Genomic DNA, 22,971 nt, shown 5'->3' with positions numbered 1-22,971 from the left:
CAGGACTCTGAGGGTAGAATTGGTCATGGCGTATCACCTCTGTTAATTGAGATTCTTCGCGGGAATCAATCAGCAGGATACGCCACCTTCTCTATCTCCCCCATACACCAGAAATCACCATAACTCGGGACCGCTTGTTCAAGGTAAAACAACCGGTAGCTATGCATCTCGTGCGTCCGATTACGCTTCGCTAATCGAACCTACTTACTGGTATCAGTGAGCATAAAGTCAGTTAACGCTCAGATTTTGCATGTTTTTTTGACGGGGATCAGACTTGAGCCAAGGGGGCGGAGTGGGGGAGGTTTGTTCGATAAACAAGCAGGATCGGCATCCTTGACTACTGGCACCAAGTTAGAGGAATGGATGGGCAATACCTGTTTTATGCCCTGTTTATATGGGCTATTGGTTTCGCTTCATCGAGCAAACCGGCCACCTTGGTAGCCGGTTATCGCCTGATAGCTGTCGCCATTGGTATGGCGAGTGAGGATCACTCACGGCCCTCTTTTTTGAGCGTCAGCAGCCAAGGCACGATGGTTAAAATAAACAGCGCTATCAGGGTAGCGAGCACAGCGGTGGACTCTCGGCCCATCCCCGCGGCAATGCCGATGGCGGCGGTGACCCAGATACCGGCGGCCGTGGTCAGCCCCTTGGTTTCTGTTTGTCGGGTGCCCAAAATGATGGTGCCAGCCCCCAGAAATCCCACCCCGGCAGTGAGACCCTGCAACACCCGGGTCAGATCAGCGGTTGATGCTCCTGCTTGCTGGGGGATCAGCACGAACAGGGCGGCGCCAATACTGACCAGCATATGGGTGCGGATCCCGGCACTTTTCCCTTTTTGTTCACGCTCGTAGCCTAATAGACCACCGAGCAGGCCAGCTACCAGCAGGCGCAATACAATCTGGGTCATCTGCTTGATATCTTGAATATCCGTGAACTCGGAGACGATGGTCTGCCATATCTCTTGCCACATAAATGCCATCCTTGTGCGTGCTGCATATGAGTTGAACGACTCAAACAGGTTAATTTTGTCGCCATGGGCTGTGTACGAAAATACGCCATGAGACCGCATCCGCAGGGTATCAAACGCTGACTTCCCTTGTTGAGTAAAAAGCTTGCCAAGTTGTCAGATGTTAATGAGTTCTTGATAGCGGTCCGCTTTTGAAACGGGCGTTAGTATGAGGGATGACCGGCGATGGCCGGAGGCTTAATAGCCGGTCATCTCCAGATAGCCGACCCCCTTGGCATCCCCCTCTACGGTGACAGCCCCCTCCCAGTAGTCAAAACGCCCCGTCATGGCCTGATTGGGTTGGCGAGCACGGATAGTGAGGTTCAAATCGGCGGCCTTGAGTTGCCACTCCACGGGGTAGGCTTGCCCCTTGGGGCCGCGCCAGGTCTTGCCCGGCGTCAGCGTGATATCGTCAGGGGAGAGTACCCGGCTGCTGCCATCTTGTTCGATCAAAATGCCGTAGCGGTTTTCTGGTTCAGTGCGCCCCGCCTTGGTGCGCAGGCGAAACAGCATCAGCTCGCGGCCATCGCGTAATTGCAGCGAGAACCAGTCCCAGCCCGACTGCCAGTCGGCCAATACCGAGCTGCTCCACTCGTGATCGAACCAGCCCTGACCGGTGACGGTGCGGGTCTCCCCATCCAGGGTCAAAGTGCCACTTAGCGTCAGGCGCGGGTAGGAGTAGTAAAACGAAGCGTTGCCCGGACTCTTCTCGCTGTAACCCTGCTTGCCCTGCAGCACCACGGGTTTGGCTGCGCTGACCTGGAGGGTGAGATCCCCCACCTTGCTCTGCACCCTGAGGGTGGCGGGAAAGAGCGATTCCCCCCGGGAGGTGAGTACCCACTCCTTGATCCAGTATTCACCGCCGCTGGCGCCTGCAAGCCCTGGGCCCTGGCGGCTGGTGCGCTCATCCTGTTGGTGGCTGCCTTTGCTGAGGTCCGTGATGGCAAACTGGGCCAGCCAGAGCTGGGGAGTGAGCCAGGGGTTGTCCGATTTGATCTCCTGCTCGATACCCTGGCGAAACAGGGTCCACTGCAGGCCATATTCGCGCCCCTGCTCGTCTTTGAGGTTGCCGGTGAGATACCACCACTCGGATCGGTAGTCGGGATGGGCGCCGTGGTCGGCGGGCAACTGGATAGGCTGGCCCGGCAGGGCCTTTTTGAAGTTATCGTTGCCGCCGCCGAGCAGGGTGCCCAGATCGCTGGCCGTGGCGGCCGTGCCATACAGGGCACAGGCGAGCAGCAGCCCAATCTTGATGTTGTTCATACCACTTTCCTCGCCGCAAACCAGGAGGCCAATGCACCACACACAGGCGCCAGCAACAGGGCCGTGATGGCATGCAGGGGGGCGGCCTCGAAGGCGAGGCGCCAGCCAAAGGCGCGGGGGTTGACCACCTCGATCAGCACCCACGCCAGCCCGTAACCCACCGGCAGCGCCAGCAGCGCCGTCAGCAGTCCCAATCCTGCCCCCTGCCACACCAGCAGGCGGCGACAGTGGCGGGGGCTCAAGCCCAGACTCTGCAAGGTCTGCAATTCACTGCGCCGGGCCAGCCCCAGCACCATGAAGGCCGAGCCGATACCGACGAAGGCGATGCCCAAAATCAGCAATTTAAGCAGCTCGGTCACCACAAAGGTCTGGTCGAACACCTTGAGAGCGGCGGTGTGGATGGATGGGGCTGAGAGCAGATTGAGTTGTTCGCCAAAACGGGCACGCAGTCGGTCGGCCAGCGGCTCAGGGTTGGCACTGAACAGGGCGAGGGATTGCACCGCACCCTCTTCGAAAGCGTGCAGGAGTTGCCCCTTGTCACTGCCGTAATCCTGATAGACGCCGGTGACGGTAAGCTGCCTTGGCCCCTGTTCGGCGGTGATGCTGAGCGTCTGGCCCACCTTGACCCCGAGGCGCACCGTCAGGGGTTCGCTTGCCAGCAACTCGTCGGGGTTGGTTGGCCAGCGCCCGGCCAGCAGGGGATAGGCGGCTTTAAGCTGTGGGATAAAGTCCATCTGCGCCCACTCGATGGGCTGCCCCTGCCAGCGGGCGGGATGCACCGAGCGGCGCGATGCTTGCGCCACATCCGGTTCGGCCAGAATAGCGGTCAGGGTCGCCTCGCTCAGGACGCCCTTGTTGCCGGCCACCCCCTTGGGGGCCGTGACATAGAGATCGGCGGCCAGACGCTGGCCCAGCCAGATCTCCACACTTGAGCGAAAGCTCGACACCATGACCCCTATGCCGATGGCCGCGGCGATGGCCAGTTGCAGCGCCATCACGGCGATGGCGGTGCGATCCAGATGGTATTGGGTCTCGGCCACCCCGAGTCGGGCGGTCAAGAGGTAGTGGCGATCCGGCGCCCCCATGGCGCGGCGCAGCCGTCCCATCAGCCAGCGCAAGGCGTCGGGCAGCCAGAGCGCCATGGCCAGCAGCCAGCCTCCGGCCACGAAGAGGGCCCCCGGCAGGCCGGTTTGTGGCAGCCAGAGGCACAGTGCGCAGAGCAGCAGTATGGCGATGGCAAGCCCCCGCCGACGCCAGATATGTCGCGGTGGGCGGCTGTTGCCTTCGCGCAGTGCAAGGGGGGATTGGCGCAGCAGCTGCCACCAGCCGGGCAGGTTGGCGGCAAGGGTCCCCAGCAGGCCGATCACCAGCGCCTTGAGCAGGCCCAGAGGGGAGAGACGCAGCAGATCGATGGGATTGGGGCCATAAAGGTCGGCCAGCGCCTGGGTCAGTTGCCCCATCAGCGTCAGGGCTAACAGGCTACCAAGCACCAACCCGAGCAAGGTGCCCAGGGTGGCGAGGATCAGCAGCTCCAGCACCAGCCAGCGCAGCAGCCTGCTCGGCGGCAGCCCCAGAATGATGAGCTGGGCCAGCTGGGGGCGACGCACGCTCTGCACGAAACGCTGGGCGTTGAACACCAGAAACAGTCCCACCGCCATGGCGAGCAGGGAGAGGGCGGTGAGGTTGAGCGCCAGGGCATCGCCGAGCTGGCTGGCATCGAGTGCCGGGCTGATAGGTTCGAGCCAGAGCGGCTGATGGGGGAGGTTAGCTTGCAGCAGGGCTTGCAGGGCGCGGGCCTCGGCGTCACTTAGCTTGAAGATGATGCGATCGAGCCGGCCTTCTTTGCCAAGCAGAGGCTGGGCGAGGCCGATGTCGGTCACCAGCAGCCGCTCCATGGGCACGGCGCCGGGTTCGAAGGTGCCCGCCAGGGTCAGGGTTAGCGGGCGATCACCTTCGCCACTGCCGCCCAGCACAAAGGTGCGGGACTGGCCCGGCTGCCAGTCGAGCCGTTTGGCCTCCGGTGTCGCCAGCCAGACGCTGTCGGCGCGGCTTAAGGAGAAGGCGGGCTCGCTGGATGGGCCTTCACCAAACAGCTGGCGCAGGGGGCCGGGGTTGAAGAGATCCATCCCCAGCAGCTGAAAACTGCGTCCCTGCTCGTCTTTGAGCCAGGCATGCAGCTGCGACATGGCATTGAGGCTTGGCTGGCTGCGCACCAGTTGTACGTAACCTTGCTCATCCAGGCCACCGCTCGGGGCCAGCCGGTAGTTGGCATCCCCCGCCAGCTGGGTGCGGGCGGCGACGAAGTTGGTGCTGGCACTGTGGTTAAGCAGCTCGATGGCCACCACCAGCGAGACCCCCAGCATGAGCCCGGTCAGGCTCATCAACAGCAGCCAGGGATGCGCGCGATAAAGGCGCAGCAGCGCCTTCAGTGGCAGCATGAGACAGCCTCGCGATTGCCGCTGGCGTCACGCATGGTGCGCCCTCTTGAGCTCAATCAGCTGGCCTCCTTCGAGGCGCAGCACTCTATCCGCCAAGGCGCCATAGGCGGGGTTGTGGCTCACCAGCAAGAGCCCCGCACCGGTTTCTCGCACCGCCTCCATCATCAACACCATCACCTGCTCGGCGTTGTGCTCATCGAGGCTCCCTGTGGGCTCGTCGGCCAGGAGCCACTGGGGCTGGTGAATGAGGGCGCGGGCCAGGGCGACCCGCTGGCGCTGGCCGCCGGAGAGTTGCTCCGGCCAGGCGTGGCGCTTGTGGGCCATATCGAGCTGTTGCAGCAAGCGGTCAATCTTTGTCTCATCCTGTGGCAGGCCGTTGATGGCGAGCGGCAGACAGAGGTTCTCCTCCACGTTCAGGGTCGGCAGCAGGTTGAAATCCTGATAGACGATGCCAAAATGCCGACCGCGCTGGCGGGCCCTATCATCCGGGGACTGGTTGTCGAGCCGGGTCTCCCCCAGCCAGATCTCCCCTTCATCCGGGGGGATGAGTCCGGCGATCAGGTTGAGCAGGGTGGATTTGCCACAGCCACTCTGCCCCAGCAGCAGGGTGATCTCGCCTGCGGCCAGGGTGAGATCCAGATGATGGAACAGCGGCAGGCGTTCGCTGCCGTTATCGAAGCTCTTGCAGAGGTTGCGCAGGGTCAGCATGGGATAACCGCTTGATGGTCAATGGCTTTCATCATGCTATCTAGGCTACCACGCTTGGGAATGATCAACACGCCTCGCAACGGTTCAAGAGAGCCAGTTAGTGATCAAGCCTGCAAAAGAGGTGAGGATCCTCGCTGGATCCCGCTTGCCAGAGGTGGTTAGAATAGGAGCTTCCATGGGTCACAGGATGAGCAAGGATGTTACACAAGCAAGTCAGTTTTATCATCGATAGCAAGGGCAACAAGCAGGCTGCCGTCGTCCCCATCGAGATTTATAACGAGCTGATGACCCTGCAAAAGGCGCTCTCCGACAACACGCCGGGGGAGCGCGAGCTGTACCACTTCAACGGCAAGGGGGCCGAGGCTCACGGTTATCCGGTGGGCAAGCGGCAACATCCCGGCTTCATGGTGCTGGCGGGATCCACCGCCAATGGCGAGGATGCCGCCTCCCTGCGTGACGCCGTGATCGAACTGCGTCAGGAGCTGCTGGGCAAGGGGATCCTTACCTTGCGCAGCGAAGGGGGCCTGGTATTCACCGCCGATCAGCTGTTCAACAGCCCGAGTCTGGCCGCCAGTCTGGTGGCGGGCAACAACCGTAGCGGTCTGGATGCCTGGCAAAACAGCGCGGGTTACACGCTCAAGCAGTCGGGCTTTGGCAAGAAGTAATTTCCCGGCCAGCCAGCTGCGTCTCCCTGCTGCGGGTGGGGACAGCACAACGGACATGAAAACGCCGCCCTCTTTGGCGCTCAAAGAGGGCGGCGTTGTGTTGTCAGGCGTTTATTTCTTGTCGGCAAGCAGCCAGTAGCTGATGGCCGAACCAAACCCGCAGCTGGCGATGGCGATGGCCATGGGCAGCGGCGATTCGGGCGGATTGAGGTTGACCAGAATACCCACCAGGGCACCTATGCCAAAGCGCAATGTGCCAGCCAGTGCCGAGGCAGTGCCCGCCGACTGGGGGAAGTGGCCCATCAGGCCCGTCATGGCGTTGGCCCCCACCAGACTGATGTGACCGACAAACAGCACCACAGGGATGACGATGCCCCACAGGCCCCCGGTCTGGCTCCAGGCGTTGTAGATAAGCAGGGCACCGGCAACGGGCAGTACCAGCAGGCCGTATTGCAGCATGCGCTCGGCGCCGACTCCTTTCACCAGTCGGCTGTTGACGAAGGTGACCACCATCATCAGCAGTATGTTGAGGCCAAACAGCCAGCCGTAGTGCTCGGTCGGCACCTGGAAATACTCGATGTAGACGTAGGGTGAGGCGCTGATAAAGGCAAACATGCCGGCGCTCGACAGGGCGCCGCACAGCACATAGCCCATGGCACCGCGATGGGAGATCACACCCCAGTAGTTGCGCAGCACCTGCCCCAGCCTGAGCGGTTGCCTGTGTTCGGGCTTCAGGGTCTCCTGAATTTTCCACTGCATCACCACGCAGATGAGCAGGCTGATGCCCATCAGCAGCCAGAAGATCACCCGCCAGTCGCTATGGGCGCTGATGTAACCACCTACCACGGGGGCTATCAGGGGGGCCAGCGTCATTGTCAGGATGACGAACGACATGGCGCGGGAGAACGCCTCCTTCTCGAACAGGTCGCGCAGCAGGGCATTGACCACCACGGAGCCCGCCGCGCCGCCCGCCGCTTGCAACATGCGCCAGGCCAGCAATTCGGGCAGGGAGTCCGCCATGGCGCAACCCACAGAAGCGATGGCAAACATCACCAGACCCACCAGGATCACCGGTTTGCGGCCATAGCTGTCGGCGAGCGGCCCGTAGAACAACTGGCCAATGGCGAAGCCACCGAGGAAGGCACTGATGGTGAGCTGGGCGCCGTCGATGCTGGTGGCGAGATCCTTGGCGATGGCCGGAATAGCGGGCAGATACATGTCCACTGCCAGCGGCGTCAGACCCGCCAGTGCACCGAGCAGGATAAACAGAAAACGGGGAGAGAGGGGCGTTGTATTGCTCTGGGGCATAGGCTGTCCGGTGGTGAAACGTGGCTGCAATGGGCAAAGTGCGAGTTTATCAGGTTTGGTCGCGCCCGGCATGGCGTTCCTGCTCTCTCAAAAGGGGGAGGGCGGTGCCCTGTTCCCCACGCTGTTAGCGCGAACTTCCTTTGTCAGCACGAGTAGCCAGAGCAGCCATGCCAGCAGCGAGATGCCGTAACCGAGTCGCTCCGGCCAGCGTGCGCTCAGGGTAAAGGTGAGCTGATGCTGCCCAGCAGGCACCCAGACCTGCACCAGCCCGTTGTGGGTACTGCTCACACTCAGCGGCAGGCGCTGGTTGAGCATCGCCTGCCAGCCGGGATAGTCAAACTGGTGCAAGATCAGCTTGGCGGGGACGGGGGCATCCACGGTGAGTTCGATATGGCGTGGCCGCCAGCTCAGGATCTGCCACGAGACCCCCTTCTGCTCGGTGGTGATGGGGGGTTGAAACTCCTCTCTCCAGGCCAGCAGGGTGGGGGCAAACATGCCGCGCGGTACCTGCTGCGGCCGGTATTCGCGCGCACTGCGTTTGCTGTCGAACTCGGCATCGAGCAGGCTCTTTGACGGTGCCTGGGTGAGGGGCGACTCGCGCACATAGATCCCCTGTGACAACAGGGTGAGGGCAAGCAGGGCCCACCAGAGCCATTGCAACGGGCGATAAGCGGGGGCGCCCAGCGCTACCACGGCCACGGTGGCGATGGCCAGCAGCAGATTGAACCGCCAGGGAAACTGGACCAGCTGCAGCGGTACGAGCAGATGCCACAGGGGTTCGCTCAGGGGGAGCATCATCAGGAAACAAAGGGTGCCGAACACGCCCCAGATCAGCAGCTCGGGGTGGCGTGGTTCACGGGCGGCAGCCCAGGCAACCAGCAGCAGGGCCAGAGTAAGGCAGGTCTGCCAGGCCAGATGGCCGCGAAAGCGCCAGTCCTCCTGACTCTCGGGCAAGCGGTCGAGAAAGTTGCGCTGAAATTCGAACATGCCGGTGCGCATCTGCTCCATGGAGATCCCCCCCTGATCCAGCAGTGCAGGCAGCAGCAACAGGCTGGCCATCGCCAGCCCCCAGAGCTGGCCGAGCAGGGTGCCAACCAGCGGGGCGCGCATTTTGCCGCGCCAGGCCAGCAGCAGACTGCGCACGGTGAGCAACCCTAGAATGAGCAGCAGGCTCGGCAGGTGGGAGAGGGCCTGCATGGCGACTGCCAGCGCGAGCAGCAGCAGGGCAAAGGGGGCGCGTCGGCAGAGGCGATCCTGCGCCAGCAGGGCCAGCGGTGCCCAGACGAAGGCCCAGCTTTCGGCCAGGGCAAAACGGGCATAGATATCGATCGCCAGATGATAGGGCAGTGCCATATAGAGCAGACTGGCCGCCAGTGCCCTTGGCATGCTGGCAAAGGGGCGCAGCCAGAGATAGGCAAACAGGCCGGATAGCCAGAGTGCCACGCTGCTGCTCCAGAGCAGGGGTGTCATTGCCTCGTGGGCCAGTGGCGTCGGCCCGGCGAAGAGGGCGCTCACATAGTAGGGAAGAGGGGGATAGAAGAAAAAGACCGGGCTGCCAAAGGCGCCATTCATCTCCATCAGCCAGCGCGGATAGAGTTCCCCTTGCCACAGCTGCACCGCGAAGAAGTGGCCAGAGAGCAGGTGATGGAACAGGTCATGGCCCTGGCTACCCCCGCGCAGCCAGAAGGGCAGCAACAAGAGGGCGCAGGTCCCGGTCAGCCAGAACACAACCCACCACCACTCTCTGGTTATACGCATAATGAGACTCGTTTGTTATGGATGCGCAGTGAGTGTAACCGAGTTGTTCCCCTGTCTTTGAATTGTTTGGGTGAGTTTTGCGCCATTTCTATGTTGTTTGTTATTTGTGCCATTGCCTGTCACAGGCGAAGGGATGGCGAGCCAGAGGCCGGGCTCGGCGGCAAAGCGCGGGGCAAACCAGTGCTGATCCACCGCAGTGGGCATCTCGCTCGCGGCTATGGGGCGGCGACTGAGGCGACAGGCCCCTTGCTTGAGTGCAAGACGCGCATCCCCCTGGTACCAGCCATCGGTCACCGGCAGGGTCGTGGTCTCCCGCAGCAGCCTCACCCCCCATTGGGTCACCAGCGCTGGACAGGTTTTTTCTGCCAGCATGGCCGCCTGTACTATGGCGGGCGGACGGGGCAGGGTGAAGGTTGCCCCGAGCAGCAGCAATCCGGCCACAGCGACCAGCCCCATGGCGCGGCGTGGCAGCCAGCCTGCCAGCAGCACGATACCGAGCAGGGTAATCGGCGCCAGATGGCGGGGGTTGTCGGGATTCTGGCCAAACAGGGTCCAGAGCAGCAGGGCAAGCCAGTAGAGCGTCCAAAGCGGCGAGAGGGCGGCAGCGTGGCCTTTTGATCTTGGCCAGAGTGGCAGTACCAGCAAGGCTCCGACAGCCAAGGGCCAGAGCGGGGTCAGCTGATCTTGGAAGGTGTGCGCCCAGCTTAGCAGCTGGTCGCCGTGGGCCGCCGCCGTGTTGCCCCACAGGGTAAAGTGGCCATCGGTAAAGCGTCGCCCCTCGCTAAAATAGGCCCAGCCATCGGCCTGCCAGACAAAGAGCAGGCTGATAAGCCCCACCAGCGCGATGGGGAGGACGAACCTGAACCGTGTCCCCTTATGCGCCATCCCCAGCCAAAGGGGCAGCAGCGCCAGCACAAAATAGGAGGGGCGCAGGGCCAGCAACAGACCGAGCCACAGACCCGCCAGCGCAATTCTGCGCTGCTGCAAGGCCAGCAATGCCCCGAGCCAGGCGGCGAGCGCGGGCCCATCCGAGAGGCCGGATAGCGCCAGCGTCGGGGTGAGCGGCAGGGCCAGCACCAGCAGCCAGACTGGGGTGAGCAGGCTTGGTCGCTGCCACACCCTGACTGCCAGCCAGGCGGCGAGCGGCGCCAGCAGTGCTGTGCCCATGAGGCTTGCCCACTGCACCGCGCGGGCCGGATCGTCCACCGCCAGATTGATCAGTCGCGCCAGCCAGATAAAGGCGGGGTAGCCCGGAAAGTGGGGGGAGAACTCCAGCACGCTAAAGCGCGTCACCCCGTGGGCGAAATTGAGGGCATCGTCGGAATCGAGCGCCACCGGAAAGGCCAGCAGCCAGCCGAGCCAAGCCAGTTGCAGCAGGATCAGCAAGTAGGGTCGATTAGCGAAGCGTAATCGGCTGTAGAGCCGACTTCCCTCACCCTGCCCCCTCCCAAAGAGAGCCGAGCGTAGGGTGGGTCGAGCGAAGTGAAACCCACCGTTTGTCAACGCGAGATGGCGCAATGAGTGGCAGACAGCAATCAGAGCGGAGCCAGCACGGCCATCAGCGCTTTTTGTGCTTCGGCAAAGGCGGCGGCATCGGCGGGCTTGGCACCCACCCCGAATACCCCCGGGTTACCGATGGCATCCAGCACCTTGGCCAGCGCCTGTTCGGCCGCCTTGCGATCCCCTTCACTGAGGGAGGGGAGGATCACATCGAGGAAGCGCTTGCTCTTGACCACCAGCACCTTGGCGCTCTGGTAGTCGCCAAGATTCTGGCTGGCCCCTTCGAGGCGGCGATCGATCTCCGCTTTATAGGCGCGGTTGAGCAGGGCGGCGGTGGCAGCAGCATCTTTCCCCTTGATGGCGGCGGCCAGCGGCGCTTGCAGTTCGACCTTATGATGCTCTTCCAGATAGGTCAGCTCGTCGGCAATCTCGCTCAAGGTGGCGCTGGCATCCTTGCCGTCAGTGGCGGCGACCAGCAGCGCCTCGCGGGCGTCGATCAGCGGCTCCTTGCCCGCGGCGGCGTATGAGTAAGCCTGTACTTGTTCGCTGAGGGTCAGTCCGCTGAGCGTCAACAGCAGGGTGAGGGCGAGTAAACCCGGGCGGATGGTCATCCTGTTCTCCTTACTTATGCCAAGAGGTTATGCCAATGACGCGGCCCTCAGGCCACGCGCTGGGTTTCAATCACGGTGTTTTCGTGGCGGTGGTTAAAGGTGTTGCGGCGTCTGTTTGCCGGTTAAGCACCAGCCATCGCTCTTAGGCCACGCTCTGGGTTTCGATCACGGTATTTTCATTGCGATGGTTGAAGATGGCGTGGCGTCTGTCCACCCCGTCAATCACCATGTCGGCCGCCATCATCCCCATCTCCATGGCGGTGTCGGTGAAGATGTAGCGGAATGTCCCCTGACGGCCGGTCATGATGAGGTTGCCTATCGGCATCAGCGCCTTGATGGCGTCGTTGCGGCGAGCCTGATAGCCGAGATCCATCAGCGGATAGGCGTATTCACTGCGCGCCTCGAAGGTCTCATCGCCAAGCTTGGCGGTATCGACGCCGAGGCTGGCGAGATCAGCGGTGACCCGACCGCGCAAGTCTGCCAGCGGCGCCTGCCAGGTGGCATCTCCCGGGTTGCAGGGGATCTCCAGCATGACCGAGGTCTGGCCCTGGGGGGCCATAAAGGGGCTGCGGCGGCGCGGCTCCTGCAGGCGGGTCGCCAGAATATGGGGGTCGGAGAGGTACTGCCAGGTGTTGTCCGACAGGTTCTCCTGCTTGAGTGGCATATTGACGAAGCGAAGCGACCGGTAGTGCAAATCGCACGGCAAGCCCAGATGCTGGCAGGTGAGCGGCAGCGGCAGGGTGGAGATCACCTGATCGAAGGTCGCGCTTTGCTCAACGTTATCTTGTGACCAATAAACCCGTTCAATGCGGCCATCAGCCTGCTCAAGGCGGGTGATGGTGGCGCCGGTTTTCAGCAGGGCCCCCTCTGCCATCAGCCGCTCCCCCAGCGTGGTGAAGATCTGGCCAAAGCCGTACTTGGGGTAGCGATATTTGCGGGCATAGGTGCGCACCGAGAGGTTGCCGTTGCGTCTTGGCAGCAGGCGGCGCGCCACGTCTTTGAGATCGATGTGGCTGATGCGCTGACCGGCCCAGTCGGCGGAGAGTTGGTCCGGGTTGATGCCCCACAGCTTGCCGGTGTAGCCCTCGAAGAACTGGCGGTAGAGAGTGCGGCCGAAGTGACTCTGGATCCACTCGGCAAAACTCGCCTTGGCGAAATCGTCCGGTTTCTTGGCAAAGGGCAACAGCAGCAAGTCTTTCACCGCACCGGCCATCAGGGCGAGCGGCGCCGTCTTGAGCAGGTTGGGCAGGTTCAATGGGTAGTCATAGGTGCGCCCGCCAAAGCGGATCACGCTCTTGCGATCGGCGTGGAGCAGGTCGTCCCCCATCAGCTCGTCGATAAAGCCGAGCAGCTCGGGGTTCTTGGTGATAAAGCGGTGACCGCCGTAGTCGAAGCGATACTCCCCATCGCGCCCCTTGAAGGTCTGGGTCGCGCACATGCCGCCCACGACCGGCTCCTGCTCGAACAGGGTGACTGCAAAACCGGCGCGGCGCAGGCGCCAGGCAGCCATCAAACCGGCGGGGCCAGCACCCAGCACAGCAATGTGCTTCTTGTTGTTATCGCTCATGACCTATTTCCGAAACTGTTTGATAGATAAGGGAACCGCGCCAAGGCGCGGCCCCGAAGGGTGTTGTTACCGTTTAGCGATACGTGCTCAGCCTTGGGCGGGCACGGCACTTCCCTGCGGGCGGTAGCTGCGCTGCCAGAGGGTAACGAAGACCGCCAGATAGAGGGCCCAGGTCAGCAGCTGCAAGCCAGCGGGTGAGGCATTGTAGCCAAACAGGGCGCGCAGGAAGGTACCAAACACCCCCTGATCGTCGAGAATGTGGCTGATATTGAATACCGGCTCGGTCCAGAAGGTGATGATGTCCGCCGCTTGCAACATGTTGATGGCTGACGACAACAGGCCTGCGGCTATGATGATGATCAGCAGCCCGGTCCAGCGGAAGAAGGGGGCCAGCGCCACCTTGCGGGTGGAGCGCAGCAGCCCCCACACCAGCGCAACGGAGACCAGCAGCCCCGCCAGCGCACCCATCAGACCGGATTGCAGATCTACCCCTTGGCCCGAATAGAGCAGGGCGGAGAAGAAGAGCACGGTTTCAAATCCTTCGCGCATCACCGCAAGGAAGGCGAGCAGCACTAGCCCAAACAGGTTGCCGCCATCGATGGCCGCATCGATGCGCGCCGTCATGGCCCCCACCTGGGATTTGGCCTGCTTTTGCATCCAGACTGCCATATAGGTGAGCACCAAAGTGGCGAAAATGAGGATCCCCGCCATCAAGAGGTGGTTGTAACGCTCGCTCTCGAACTGGCTCACCACCACCTGGAACAGGAAAGCGACGACAAGGGAAGCGACAAGGCCAAGCGCCACTCCCAGATAGATGAACTTGTTGTAGCGGCTTGCCCCCAGCTTGGCGAGGTAGGAGAGGCAGATGCCGACCAGCAGGAAGGCTTCCAGCCCCTCGCGCAGGGTAATGAGAAAACTTGCAAACATCAGGATTGAGGCTCCGTAGCGGGCGTGACGGGAAGAGGCGGCAAGGTGAGTTGCAGCCGATTGAGTTGAAGTCGAGCGAGCTGCACTATGGGTGGCTCCGGCAAGCTGGGCTCGGCGGCGCGCACCGCATCATTGACCCACTTGGGATAGGTGCGGAAATTGAGTTTGATATCGGCCTTGAAGGGCCCTTGGGCATCTGCGGGTAGCGGCCAGACTTCATCGCGCCAGCCATCGGCCGGAATGCGGGTATCTTCCAGCAGTTTGGCGTAACGCCAGAACTTGAGCCCCACCGGCTTGCCCTCGGCATCGCCGAACACTTTGCGAAACAGTCTCGCATCCTCAGGGACAGCACCATCCACCGGCTGGCCGCTGGCAAGCACCAGCTTGCCGGTGGCGTCGGTGACGGTCAGCGCCAGCCAGAGTTCACGAAAATCGGCCACCCCGGTGGGCAGGGCATGGCCCGCGCCGGTATTGGCGACCCGCACCACCAGTTGCTGACTATCTGCAGCCTGTTCGATCCGGGCAGAGAGCGTGGCGCTGGAGCGCAGCAGGGCCAGACTTTCCTGTTCGAGTTCGGCACTCCTCAGCCCCACCAGCTGGTGCTGGGCGCCGGTAAAGTTGTGGCGATAGAGCCGCGCCTTCATGGTGCCGTTTTCGGTGGACTGGCCCGCCACCGGCGCGCCGCCGTTGCCCGGCTCGGGGTTCATATGGCAGTCGATGCAGGTGCGCCGTTTGGCGGGATCGTCAGCGTTCGCGAAGCTGGATTTTTCCCACTCGTCCCAGGTGTTGACGATATTGGCGCCAGTGCCCGGGGCAAACTCGTTGTGGCACGACTTGCAAAGGGCCGCGTCGCGGTAGAAATCCTTCTGGTAGGAGGCTTTGTGGGCTGCAGGGCGGGCGTTGATCTGCCGCGACCCTAGCCAGTGCTGCAGGCTCCCCCCCGGGGCATCCTCGAACACATAGCTCTCGCGGTCTTTCAAATTGACCGTCAAGGCGCTGTTGCCGCCCGCATCTTCTACCTTGGTGATGCGATGGCAGAGCACACAGCCGGTCCCTTCCTCAACCACAGGTTCGCCAGCCTTGTGGGCGGCAATCAGCGAGGCGCCACACTGCTCGAACAGGTGGGAGCCCTTGGGCAGATCCATCTGGCCGGTCAGCACCTGCTGGGGCATATGGCAGCCCTGGCACCACTGGCCGAAGGCTTCGCCTTCGGTTTGGCGGGCCAGCGCCAGCACCACCTTGTAGTAGGGGTGGGAGTTGCCCATTAGCCGGTGGTTGCTCTCGCTCCAGTCCTTGAACGCTTGGCTGTGGCAGTTCTGGCAGGAGGCCGAGTTGAGCCACGCTTTCGGGTGAGTGGTCGGCGCCTTGGCAGGATCCGTGCGCGGGGCATCGAGCCGCAGCCAGTTGGCGAGATAGGGGAGGTTGCCATCGGCGGTGACGAAGGCGTGTAAGTCCTCCATCATCGCGTTCACTTCCGGCTGGGGCCTCGCGGGGTCGACCGGCTCGGCGCCATCGCGGGTGTCATGGCCCATACCGCCCTGGGTCTGCTGGGTCATGCGCAGGTATTCGCCGACAAAATCCCCCGCCACCATGTTGGTGAGGTTGGCGTGGCCGTTGATGGCGTTGTCGCCGCTCTTCTGGCTGTGGGCCGCCATCAGATGGCGGTTGGTGAAGTTGAACCCGTCCAGATGGCAGGAGTTGCAGCTCATCCAGTTGTCCCCCGCCATGGGGAAGCGTGAGTTGGAAGCTGTGTTACCAAGGTTGAACAGCCGCTCGCCGCGCTTGAGCGGTTCGGGGCGGGGATCTGTCTCTACCAGTTTGGCAAAGTGGGGCACATCGACGGTGACCCGGGCAAACGGGCCGCTACCGCCACTATTGAGGCGGGTAAGATCCTGCCCCATGGCGTTGTGCACCAGAATATGGTCGCCGTCGATCAGCAGATCTCGCGGATTCTGGCCCGGCAGGTGACGCAACAGCTGGGTCGCCTTGGCGCCCCCCTGAAACTTCTTGCGGCGGTGGCGGTTGTTGTTGGACTTGCCGCTGCGAGAGAGGTCAAACACCAGCAGATCTTCCGAGCCCGCCAGGGTCAGATAGACCCGCTTGCCGTCGGCGGCGAAGCGCGCCGCGAACGGGTTGGAGACGATCTGGCTGCGGTTGCCGACGCTTGGCAGATTGATTTGCAAAAAGAGCTGCTTTCTTTCATCTACCCGCTCTTTCTCCTCATCGAGATCGATGATGGAGACGGCCGGAAAGACGGTGCTTTGAAACTGGAAGGGGTGGCTGAAGCTCCACAGCACGTGGGGCAGCCAGGCTTCGCTGCCATCGGGGGAGAGGGCGATGCCATCGAGCAGGCGCGGTAGCCCTTGTGAATCGCTCGGCGTATTGCTGTGGGTCTCGGCTAGCGTGATCAGGCGCGGCTTGGGCAGGGAGGAGCCCTTTGCGTTGTGGCCAAGCTTGGCAAGATCATAGATGGCGAGCTGGCCTGTCATGGCGTGGGTCAGCAGCAGGCGATCATCGTCGGTCAAGGCCAGTCCGCGCGGAGTCTCGGCGGTCTTTGCATCCAGCTTGAGGTTGCCTGCGGTGTCGTAGGCTTGCAGGCGAGCTGATTCGAACAGCGTGACCCAGAACCACTGCCGCTTGGGATCGAAGATGACCCCATAGGGGCGATGGCCGGTGGGGATCGCCTTTTCCAGATCGAGATCATCATCCAGCAGCAGTAATCGATCGCCGCTGTAGTCTGTGACCAGCAGGGTGCCGTCATCGGCGCGGGCAATCTGGCGCAGATCGCCTCCCAGTTGCACCTCGTTTAGCCGCTTGCCGCTATCGCGTTCAAGCAGGGTGACCGAGCCAGCGCTCAGGTTAGCGGTGATGAGGCGCGGTATTTTCCCTTCCTCATAGGCAATCATGCCTGAACTCATCTGTTGGGCAGTGGCAAAGGAGCTGGCCAGCAGCAGGACGAGGGCCAGCAGGGGTGACAAACATGCACAAAGAGATGACTTCAACATGGGATCAGGAGCGCCATTGCAAGATGGTCCAGCGCCAGGCGTGGCGCAGCACCAGAGGAGTGAGCAGCAGTGCGCTCAGCCAGTGGGCCCAGCTAGCGAGGCTGCCCATGCTGTCCCCCGGGGTGCCGTGCAGGATCAGCAGCAGGCCGCTGGCCAGACAGACCAGCAGCAGCCCTTCGATGATGCGACCTGTGATCCGCAAGTAGGGCTTGTTGCTGCGGTTCAGCAATGCGCGATGAGAGAGCCAGAAGGCGCCAAACAGCAGGGGGAACAGGGTGAGCGAGAGCATCACATGGAAAAACAGAGCCCAGCGCGCCAGCGACCAGAGCGGGGTCAGCGGCTCCCACAACAGCAGGCCGGAGAAGAACATCAGATAGAGGGTGCCCTCGGCGGCCTGGTGGTGATAGGCCAGCCACTGCCAGAACTGTCGGGGTGAGAGGGAAAGGCTTGTCATTGAGGGCTCCAACGCCCGGGCGGTGCAGCCCGGGGGGAGCAAGTTTACAATGCAGTAAAGGTAATGAAAAGAGTTATCAATTCGGCTCTTAATGAATCAATCCTGAATGAAAACAGGGACTGGCTACTCGCGCTCTACTACCAACTTTTCTGTGATTGCATAGATAAGTGCCGCCAGTGAGAAGGCCAAAAAGACGATGACTGACCACTTAATCTCGACTTCATTGCCGGAGCTATTGCCCAGAAAGGCTTTGAGTACCTCGATCCCGGAGATGGTCACCAGGGAGTTGATGACGATGAGTTTCAGGGAGACGAAGTTGATCTTGTTGAACCAGTTGTCGGTCATCGCAGCGCGCTGCTCCGGGGTCTGAATAAACTGCAGATAGCCGCAGATAGCCACCAGGATCAACATCTGCGCCACCAATACGAAGTCCACTAGAGTCAGCACCCCTGTGATGAGGTCAAGATAGTGGATGTCGATGATGTTGCGGCACAGCGTATAGAGCTGCATGGCAAACTTCACCATCAACAGCGCTACGCAGACCAGAATGCACACATAAAAAGGGAACATCATCAACCGGCTGCCATTGAGCATCAAATTGAATCGGCGCATGAGAACTCCTGAGTAGAGGAAAATTGTGCTTATTATGGGGCGAAACGGCTGGCAAATGTTGGTTTTTGACTGGCTGCATCGCAAGGGCATCACCATCAAACTGGGCCCGGCTTGTCGGTTGTTATTCGATCTTGATGGGGCCTTTGGGCCTACATCGCTATCGGCCACACATCAGGAGTGTGAGAGGCAGGCGACCGGCAACCTAATGTGTCCGCCACACAGAGGAAAGTGGGGCACCAGTGACAAACATGAAAAGCCCAACCATAGGGGTGGGCTTTGGAATTTGGCTCCCTCGACAGGACTTGAACCTGTGACATACGGATTAACAGTCCGCCGTTCTACCGACTGAACTACGAGGGAATTGGCTCCTCCTACTGGACTTGAACCAGTGACATACGGATTAACAGTCCGCCGTTCTACCGACTGAACTAAGGAGGAATTGCCTGTCTCGTTGAGACGCAGCGGATATTAATAGCCTGTTGGCCGGGTGTCAACCCGCGACCCGACGCAAAAAATCGAATTTCGGCCCGTTTGCCCAAAACGTGGTCGTTGTGGACTATTTTCAGCACAATCAGCAGCTTGAAACGGACCTTTGCCGAGCACTTTTTCGTTTTGACACATGCGTGTCTGGCCGGGATCTGGCTGCCCTCGATGGCGAGCCACATAGCGGGCTTGCTGAGCCGAGGGGGAGGGCGGCGCATCGCGCCGGAGCAATGAAGCCATGACCCGGACCCGGCGGGAAGAGGTGTGGCGGATAGGGTGAGCGATTTGGATGTGTCAGAATTTAGTTAGCAGGCAAAGTGAAAGATCGGCGTAATGGTGAGAAAAACCGGTGATATGTGGACAATAAACGGCGATTTTGCGTGGTAACGGTCATTCATTGATCCCGCCCATCGAAATATTTCATCGGCTGGAGTATGGTTGCCCAGGATACCATCGCCGCGTCGACAGCTCTGCCGGCCCTTGATGATGATCGGGCGCCGGTTCAATCCGGCCTTTATCTCCCTCTTCTGGTATTACGACATACATGCACAACCAAGCTCCTTTGCAAAGCGTGAAGCTGGCCATTGCTTTACGCCAATCCTGTATTGATGAACCCTATAGCCTCCCCCGCTTTGGTCGCGATCTGATCGCTGGCATCACGGTCGGCATCATCGCCATTCCGCTGGCCATGGCACTGGCCATTGCCAGTGGCGTGCCGCCACAACACGGTCTCTACACCGCCATCATAGCCGGCATCGTCATTGCCGTGACCGGTGGCTCCCGCTTCTCCATTTCGGGGCCGACCGCCGCCTTTGTGGTGATCCTCTATCCGGTGGCCCAGCAATTTGGCGTGGGTGGCCTCTTGATGGCGACCCTGATTTCGGGCTTCTTTCTGGTGGCCATGGGGATGGCCCGGCTTGGACGTCTCATCGAGTACATTCCGCTCTCTGTGACCCTGGGGTTTACCTGTGGTATCGGCATCGTGATCGCCACCTTGCAGATCAAAGATTTCTTTGGCCTGTTTGTGGCGCAGATGCCGGAGACCTACATAGGTAAGGTTGAGGCGCTGGCGTCAGCCCTGCCAAGCTGGCAATGGGGCGATACGCTCGTCGGGATTGCGACTCTGGCCGTGTTGCTGCTCTGGCCACGGCTGAGGTTGCCGGTGCCCGGTCACCTGCCCGCCGTGCTGGTGGGGGTGGGTCTAGGGTTTGGTCTGCACTATTTCGGGGTCGATGTGGCCACCATTGGCACCAAGTTCAGCTATACCCTGGCCGATGGCACTCAGGGTATGGGGATCCCGCCCATAGCCCCGACTCTGGTGATGCCGTGGGCTCTGCCCGGGCCGAATGGTGCACCGGTTGAGTGGAACCTGGCGGCCATTCAGCGGTTGCTGCCGGCGGCCTTCTCCATGGCCATGCTGGGGGCGATAGAGTCGCTGCTCTGCGCCGTGGTGCTCGATGGCATGACGGGGCGCAAACACAGCTCCAACGCCGAACTGGTGGGGCAGGGGCTGGGTAACATACTGGCGCCCTTCTTCGGCGGCATCACGGCAACTGCCGCGATTGCCCGTTCCGCCGCCAACGTGCGCGCCGGGGCGACATCGCCTGTCTCCGGTATCATCCATGCCCTGGTGGTGTTGGCGGCCATTCTGGTGTTGGCGCCCTGGCTCTCCTGGTTGCCGCTATCGGCCATGGCCGCGCTGCTGCTGATCGTCGCCTGGAACATGAGTGAGGCTCATAAGGTCGTGGAGTTGGTGCGTCGCGCGCCTAAATCCGATGTGCTGGTATTGATGGTCTGTCTTTCGCTCACTGTTATCTTCGACATGGTGATTGCCATCACCTTCGGGGTGATCCTGGCGTCACTGCTGTTCATGCGTGAAATCGCCAAGATGACCAGGCTGCACGATCTGGCGGATCACAAGCGCTATGCCCACGAAGTGCCGGCAGGAGCCTTGCTCTACAAGATCAATGGTCCCCTGTTCTTCGCCGCCGCCGAACGGGTCTTTGGCGAGCTGGTAGCCCAAGTCAAGGGACACAAGTTGCTGGTATTGCAGATGGAGGCCGTTTCCATTCTGGATGCGGGGGGGCTCTCCGCCTTCTTGCAGTTTGAACAGCAGATGGTCAAGGCCGGGGTGCAACTGCGGGTCGCCGAATTGCAGTTTCAGCCGCTGAAGACCCTGGCGCGGGCCAAGGTGCGTCCCGTACCCGGTCAGCTGGAGTTTTATGGCTCGCTGGAAGAGGCATTGAAAGGTGAACATAGCCAAGAACAGCCAGCAACCTGAGCAAATGGGATGCCGGTGTGACAAGATTTTGCGCAGTTGGCTCGGTTCTTGAGCAAACAGACTGAAAACTGCAAAATTGCGTTGACCCCAGGATACAGCATCCCTTACATTACGCCCCGTCGCCGCGGCATGGCCCGCAAGCGATGGTGCAACTCAGGCACCTGAAAATGTGAGAAAAAATTTGGTGAGGTGCCCCAGTGGCTGCCCACCGACGAAGTCGGCAAAAAAAAGCACGCATCGCGTGATCCGAAAGCCACTTCAAAGAAGTGAAAATTTGGTGAGGTGTCCGAGTGGCTGAAGGAGCACGCCTGGAAAGTGTGTATACGGCAACGTATCGAGGGTTCGAATCCCTCCCTCACCGCCAAATGATAAGCCCAAGCAATTGAATTGCTTGGGCTTTTTATTTATTGGTGTTTTTTGATATGCCATTCACTATGCCATCTGATGTTGGCTGGTACGGAACTATCTCGTACCCTGTTGGACAATGTGGTCGATGATTCACGGGTTGTCACCTACGGGACAAGAGCGATCATCATGTGCTATCTAGATAGGGATAACGCCCACCTCCCACGTAGCTTAATGAGCGTTATCTCTTATCTCGTTGGTTTTGAACAACCCTGGAATCTGATTCTTGTAAGTCTGCAACTGGTTGAACGTGGCCAACAGCAAGCCGTTTATGAACACCGCCACATCGGGCAGCCGGTTATTCTGACTGCTGATCACCACAACTGGCTTACCGCCAGCAAGTCGTTCTGCTCTGGTTGCTCAAAGTTGATGAGCGCTGCCTTGCCAGCAATCACAGTGCAGTTGTTCACGTAGTGCTGGACGTCCATACCTTCTGTCATCAGCTTGTGGATGCGGCGGTTTTCGAGCAACGATGACAGTTCGGATTGCATCACGCGGCACAAGGAGTCCTGCTTGGCCTCCAGTGGTAGGGCACGACAGCGTCTTAGAGCCGTTCCTTGAGGACGATCTCATCGTGACTCTCGCGCTCCGATCGATATCCATCAGGGCCGATGGCCTCCTCGCGTGCGATGCTGTATTCCAACTCTCCCAACTGTTCCAGTAATGCCAGTTCCACCGAGGCCTTGGATAAAAAAGCCATTAGCCTTCTCCTTGTTCCACCACAAATTCGATGATTGATATCCCACCACCGTTGTCATCGCCATTCCACTCGGCTGGTACATTTGGCATTTTGTCGACATTATTGGCCGCGCCATCATCGCCTCCGCCAAACAGGGAGAAACTGGAGTGACCTGCCAGCAAACAGAACAATACGCCATTCCCTCGCATAGCAGATGTGGATTGGCCAGCCGCACGCCCTATAAAAATGGTTTTAGCCTTGGCCGTCTCGTCTATCAGATCCTGGATCACTCGGTCCCATCCGCGGGTCCTAAATAACTGATCCTAATAGTGCTACACCTTCGCTGTGCCATAGCCATTCCCAGGGAAAGGAGACACGGTATCCATGAAGTGTTTCACTCGAGTCAGCAGGTTGGCCATCCCACTGCATTGATGATTGCGCGTGATGGTTTCATGTAACTTGTGCCACAGCCGTTCTATGTGATTAACCCAAGGACTGTAAACTGGCTGGAATACCAGGCAGAACTTGGGATGCTTCTTCAACCATCGCTCGGTCTGTTTGCTTTTGTGAATGATGTAGTTATCGAGGATCAGCGTGATGGTTTTGGCTCGTCGGTTGTGGTGACGCAGCTTTTCCAGCATGGCGATAAACAGGGATGAGTTTTTCTTTATCCCGCTGACGTAAAGTACTCTTCCGTTGCCTGCGTGGAGAGCGCCTGCCAGGTAATGTTTTGCATTCTGCCCCGGTGTGACAACCCGCTTTTGCTGCGCTCTGAACATCCAGTCGGCCCCTAATTTGGGATTGAGGTCTATATCGACTTCATCCTCATAAAACACCGGATTAGCGGCATCACAACGGGCCAGCGCAGCGTCGATATTCGCCATTTTCTCCTGATAGGCCGGGTCTTTTATCCGCAAGGTCGGCACGGGCCTGCGCCAGACAATGCCCATACGAGGTAACCATCGACGAAGTGTGGAGGCTGCCATATTGAGCCCTGTTAACCGATTGATTTTGATGGCCAATAGCTCAGTACACCAACGGCTGCGCTGATAACCAAAATCTTGAGGAGAAAACTGCATGAGCAACACCAGTAAGGTGACAATCTTGGCGATAGGTAAGACTGGGGCTCGGCCAGCCGGTAAGGCTTCTAACGCACCCACACCTTCATCTCGATGAGTTATGGTGATTTCTGGTGTATGGGGGAGATAGAGAAGGTGGCGTATCCTGCTGATTGATTCCCGCGAAGAATCTCAATTAACAGAGGTGATACGCCATGACCAATTCTACCCTCAGAGTCCTGC

18 protein-coding genes, 3 tRNA genes and 1 pseudogene are annotated in these 22,971 nt (G+C 60.5%); 3 read left to right on the top strand and 19 right to left on the bottom strand.

The window, feature by feature from the left end; translation table 11 throughout:
• Nucleotides 1–487: 487 nt before the first annotated feature.
• The 4 genes from GWQ22_RS17585 to GWQ22_RS17570 all read right to left on the bottom strand — a co-directional run bounded on the left by GWQ22_RS17585 (nucleotide 488) and on the right by GWQ22_RS17570 (nucleotide 5,415).
• Nucleotides 488–970: an MgtC/SapB family protein gene (locus GWQ22_RS17585; RefSeq protein WP_275931108.1), complete on the bottom strand. Its 483-nt coding sequence runs from the start codon at nucleotides 968–970 to the stop codon at nucleotides 488–490.
• A 234-nt stretch (nucleotides 971–1,204) separates the two neighbouring features.
• Nucleotides 1,205–2,269 (bottom strand): lipocalin-like domain-containing protein, encoded by a 1,065-nt coding sequence (locus tag GWQ22_RS17580; RefSeq protein ID WP_275931107.1) that lies wholly within the window; start codon nucleotides 2,267–2,269, stop codon nucleotides 1,205–1,207.
• Nucleotides 2,266–4,707 (bottom strand): FtsX-like permease family protein, encoded by a 2,442-nt coding sequence (locus GWQ22_RS17575; protein ID WP_275931106.1) that lies wholly within the window; start codon nucleotides 4,705–4,707, stop codon nucleotides 2,266–2,268. Before GWQ22_RS17575 ends, GWQ22_RS17580 begins: the two co-directional genes overlap by 4 nt.
• Nucleotides 4,708–4,734: 27 nt before the next feature.
• On the bottom strand, nucleotides 4,735–5,415 hold the full coding sequence (locus GWQ22_RS17570) for an ABC transporter ATP-binding protein (protein WP_275931105.1): 681 nt from the start codon (nucleotides 5,413–5,415) through the stop codon (nucleotides 4,735–4,737).
• Nucleotides 5,416–5,612: 197 nt separating this feature from the next.
• Here GWQ22_RS17570 and GWQ22_RS17565 point away from each other — a divergent pair, with 197 nt between their 5' ends.
• Entirely contained in the window at nucleotides 5,613–6,080 is a 468-nt protein-coding gene (locus GWQ22_RS17565; protein ID WP_042035635.1) for a DUF4357 domain-containing protein, read from the top strand.
• 111 nt (nucleotides 6,081–6,191) lie between these two features.
• On the opposite strand, the gene GWQ22_RS17560 is transcribed toward GWQ22_RS17565, so the two are convergent.
• The 11 genes from GWQ22_RS17560 to GWQ22_RS17510 form a co-directional block, all read right to left on the bottom strand.
• Complete coding sequence (locus GWQ22_RS17560; RefSeq protein ID WP_212513853.1) at nucleotides 6,192–7,388, bottom strand: Bcr/CflA family multidrug efflux MFS transporter; 1,197 nt, start codon at nucleotides 7,386–7,388, stop codon at nucleotides 6,192–6,194.
• A gap of 87 nt (nucleotides 7,389–7,475) precedes the next feature.
• On the bottom strand, nucleotides 7,476–9,146 hold the full coding sequence (locus GWQ22_RS17555) for a hypothetical protein (protein ID WP_275931104.1): 1,671 nt from the start codon (nucleotides 9,144–9,146) through the stop codon (nucleotides 7,476–7,478).
• A 15-nt stretch (nucleotides 9,147–9,161) separates the two neighbouring features.
• Nucleotides 9,162–10,532, bottom strand: coding sequence for a hypothetical protein (locus GWQ22_RS17550; RefSeq protein WP_275931103.1), 1,371 nt, complete (start codon nucleotides 10,530–10,532; stop codon nucleotides 9,162–9,164).
• A gap of 149 nt (nucleotides 10,533–10,681) precedes the next feature.
• Nucleotides 10,682–11,257, bottom strand: coding sequence for a hypothetical protein (locus GWQ22_RS17545; protein ID WP_275931102.1), 576 nt, complete (start codon nucleotides 11,255–11,257; stop codon nucleotides 10,682–10,684).
• Between the two features lie 142 nt (nucleotides 11,258–11,399).
• Entirely contained in the window at nucleotides 11,400–12,824 is a 1,425-nt protein-coding gene (locus GWQ22_RS17540; RefSeq protein ID WP_275931101.1) for an NAD(P)/FAD-dependent oxidoreductase, read from the bottom strand.
• Nucleotides 12,825–12,911: 87 nt separating this feature from the next.
• Entirely contained in the window at nucleotides 12,912–13,751 is an 840-nt protein-coding gene (locus GWQ22_RS17535; protein WP_275931100.1) for an FTR1 family protein, read from the bottom strand.
• Complete coding sequence (locus GWQ22_RS17530; RefSeq protein ID WP_275931099.1) at nucleotides 13,751–16,756, bottom strand: hypothetical protein; 3,006 nt, start codon at nucleotides 16,754–16,756, stop codon at nucleotides 13,751–13,753. The genes GWQ22_RS17535 and GWQ22_RS17530 overlap by 1 nt, the downstream gene beginning before the upstream one ends.
• 4 nt (nucleotides 16,757–16,760) lie before the next feature.
• Nucleotides 16,761–17,210, bottom strand: a complete 450-nt coding sequence (locus GWQ22_RS17525) for a hypothetical protein (protein ID WP_275931098.1) — start codon at nucleotides 17,208–17,210, stop codon at nucleotides 16,761–16,763.
• A 123-nt stretch (nucleotides 17,211–17,333) separates the two neighbouring features.
• Nucleotides 17,334–17,822 (bottom strand): YqhA family protein, encoded by a 489-nt coding sequence (locus GWQ22_RS17520; protein ID WP_042035645.1) that lies wholly within the window; start codon nucleotides 17,820–17,822, stop codon nucleotides 17,334–17,336.
• A gap of 284 nt (nucleotides 17,823–18,106) precedes the next feature.
• Nucleotides 18,107–18,182, bottom strand: a tRNA-Asn gene (locus GWQ22_RS17515).
• A gap of 2 nt (nucleotides 18,183–18,184) precedes the next feature.
• Nucleotides 18,185–18,260, bottom strand: a tRNA-Asn gene (locus GWQ22_RS17510).
• Between the two features lie 589 nt (nucleotides 18,261–18,849).
• Between GWQ22_RS17510 and dauA the strand changes: the two genes are divergently transcribed.
• Nucleotides 18,850–20,586 carry a C4-dicarboxylic acid transporter DauA gene (gene dauA, locus GWQ22_RS17505; RefSeq protein ID WP_275931097.1) on the top strand — a complete coding sequence of 579 codons (1,737 nt, stop codon included), beginning with the start codon at nucleotides 18,850–18,852 and terminating at the stop codon, nucleotides 20,584–20,586.
• Nucleotides 20,587–20,862: 276 nt separating this feature from the next.
• Nucleotides 20,863–20,950, top strand: a tRNA-Ser gene (locus GWQ22_RS17500).
• Between the two features lie 355 nt (nucleotides 20,951–21,305).
• Here the strand turns inward: GWQ22_RS17500 and GWQ22_RS17495 are convergent.
• The 4 genes and pseudogenes from GWQ22_RS17495 to GWQ22_RS17480 all read right to left on the bottom strand — a co-directional run.
• Nucleotides 21,306–21,482, bottom strand: a complete 177-nt coding sequence (locus GWQ22_RS17495; RefSeq protein WP_216641017.1) for a type I restriction endonuclease — start codon at nucleotides 21,480–21,482, stop codon at nucleotides 21,306–21,308.
• A 53-nt stretch (nucleotides 21,483–21,535) separates the two neighbouring features.
• The gene (locus GWQ22_RS17490; protein WP_216641016.1) at nucleotides 21,536–21,691 is read right to left on the bottom strand and encodes a hypothetical protein; all 156 of its coding nucleotides are present in this window, start codon (nucleotides 21,689–21,691) and stop codon (nucleotides 21,536–21,538) included.
• Complete coding sequence (locus GWQ22_RS17485; RefSeq protein ID WP_157830766.1) at nucleotides 21,691–21,960, bottom strand: hypothetical protein; 270 nt, start codon at nucleotides 21,958–21,960, stop codon at nucleotides 21,691–21,693. The genes GWQ22_RS17490 and GWQ22_RS17485 overlap by 1 nt, the downstream gene beginning before the upstream one ends.
• Before the next feature lie 42 nt (nucleotides 21,961–22,002).
• A pseudogene (locus GWQ22_RS17480) lies at nucleotides 22,003–22,833 on the bottom strand (IS630 family transposase); the annotation flags it as partial.
• Nucleotides 22,834–22,971: the final 138 nt, after the last annotated feature.

The sequence above is a fragment of the Aeromonas sp. 1HA1 genome (genome assembly GCF_029237385.1).
GTDB classification, from domain to species: Bacteria; Pseudomonadota; Gammaproteobacteria; order Enterobacterales; family Aeromonadaceae; genus Aeromonas; species Aeromonas popoffii.
Note: the sequence above shows the minus strand (reverse complement) of the source record. Positions and strands in the feature narration are given on the sequence as shown.

What these genes read in the sequence shown, in the direction of transcription:
- GWQ22_RS17585 (WP_275931108.1), bottom strand. Translation starts at nt 970, where the DNA reads ATGTGGCAAGAGATATGGCAGACCATCGTCTCCGAGTTCACGGATATT.
- GWQ22_RS17580 (WP_275931107.1), bottom strand. Translation starts at nt 2,269, where the DNA reads ATGAACAACATCAAGATTGGGCTGCTGCTCGCCTGTGCCCTGTATGGC.
- GWQ22_RS17575 (WP_275931106.1), bottom strand. Translation starts at nt 4,707, where the DNA reads ATGCTGCCACTGAAGGCGCTGCTGCGCCTTTATCGCGCGCATCCCTGG.
- GWQ22_RS17570 (WP_275931105.1), bottom strand. Translation starts at nt 5,415, where the DNA reads ATGCTGACCCTGCGCAACCTCTGCAAGAGCTTCGATAACGGCAGCGAA.
- GWQ22_RS17565 (WP_042035635.1), top strand. Translation starts at nt 5,613, where the DNA reads ATGTTACACAAGCAAGTCAGTTTTATCATCGATAGCAAGGGCAACAAG.
- GWQ22_RS17560 (WP_212513853.1), bottom strand. Translation starts at nt 7,388, where the DNA reads ATGCCCCAGAGCAATACAACGCCCCTCTCTCCCCGTTTTCTGTTTATC.
- GWQ22_RS17555 (WP_275931104.1), bottom strand. Translation starts at nt 9,146, where the DNA reads ATGCGTATAACCAGAGAGTGGTGGTGGGTTGTGTTCTGGCTGACCGGG.
- GWQ22_RS17545 (WP_275931102.1), bottom strand. Translation starts at nt 11,257, where the DNA reads ATGACCATCCGCCCGGGTTTACTCGCCCTCACCCTGCTGTTGACGCTC.
- GWQ22_RS17540 (WP_275931101.1), bottom strand. Translation starts at nt 12,824, where the DNA reads ATGAGCGATAACAACAAGAAGCACATTGCTGTGCTGGGTGCTGGCCCC.
- GWQ22_RS17535 (WP_275931100.1), bottom strand. Translation starts at nt 13,751, where the DNA reads ATGTTTGCAAGTTTTCTCATTACCCTGCGCGAGGGGCTGGAAGCCTTC.
- GWQ22_RS17530 (WP_275931099.1), bottom strand. Translation starts at nt 16,756, where the DNA reads ATGTTGAAGTCATCTCTTTGTGCATGTTTGTCACCCCTGCTGGCCCTC.
- GWQ22_RS17525 (WP_275931098.1), bottom strand. Translation starts at nt 17,210, where the DNA reads ATGACAAGCCTTTCCCTCTCACCCCGACAGTTCTGGCAGTGGCTGGCC.
- GWQ22_RS17520 (WP_042035645.1), bottom strand. Translation starts at nt 17,822, where the DNA reads ATGCGCCGATTCAATTTGATGCTCAATGGCAGCCGGTTGATGATGTTC.
- dauA (WP_275931097.1), top strand. Translation starts at nt 18,850, where the DNA reads ATGCACAACCAAGCTCCTTTGCAAAGCGTGAAGCTGGCCATTGCTTTA.
- GWQ22_RS17495 (WP_216641017.1), bottom strand. Translation starts at nt 21,482, where the DNA reads ATGCAATCCGAACTGTCATCGTTGCTCGAAAACCGCCGCATCCACAAG.
- GWQ22_RS17490 (WP_216641016.1), bottom strand. Translation starts at nt 21,691, where the DNA reads ATGGCTTTTTTATCCAAGGCCTCGGTGGAACTGGCATTACTGGAACAG.